Source organism: Segatella copri, assembly GCF_019127135.1.
Lineage (GTDB): Bacteria > Bacteroidota > Bacteroidia > Bacteroidales > Bacteroidaceae > Prevotella.
Genome location: NZ_JAHOEA010000196.1, coordinates 1 through 417, shown reverse-complemented (window position 1 = coordinate 417; position 417 = coordinate 1). Strand labels below are relative to the sequence as shown.

At 43.9% G+C, this 417-nt stretch carries 1 protein-coding gene; it reads right to left on the bottom strand.

Annotated elements, in window-relative coordinates; translation table 11 throughout:
* Positions 1-194, bottom strand: a 194-nt coding sequence (locus KSW37_RS15840) for an Arm DNA-binding domain-containing protein (RefSeq protein ID WP_254880508.1), incomplete at its 3' end; no start/stop codon positions are given.
* Positions 195-417: the final 223 nt, after the last annotated feature.

The window sequence follows — 417 nt, the reverse complement described above, 5'->3', positions numbered from 1 at the left end:
TCCACGGCTTCCTTGCTCTTGCCCTCCAATCGGCTGGCACGAGGATTCCAAAGCGATGGAGTGCAAGACAACTTGCAGGAGAACTGCGCCATAGTCCTGTTCACCGTGATGCGTCCCATGATGGGAGCTTTTCCATTCTTGTCCATTCCGCTCTTTTTTAGGTAGAGCAACACCTTGAATTTTTCGATTTTCATAACGCTTACATTTTGAGTGTGCAAATATAATCATTTTGTAAGCGTTCCTTGATACGCAAAACATTGAGAATCAGCGCAATAAAATCCGTTGATGCACAAAGTTGCCTTTCCGCATTGTTACCTGCTTTGCATAGGTAACTGTGGCTCACGATTTAGTAACTGAACTACTTCAATATTCCTCACTCGCTTGCTTTATGGCGATTTGGCAACTTTGTGCAAATCT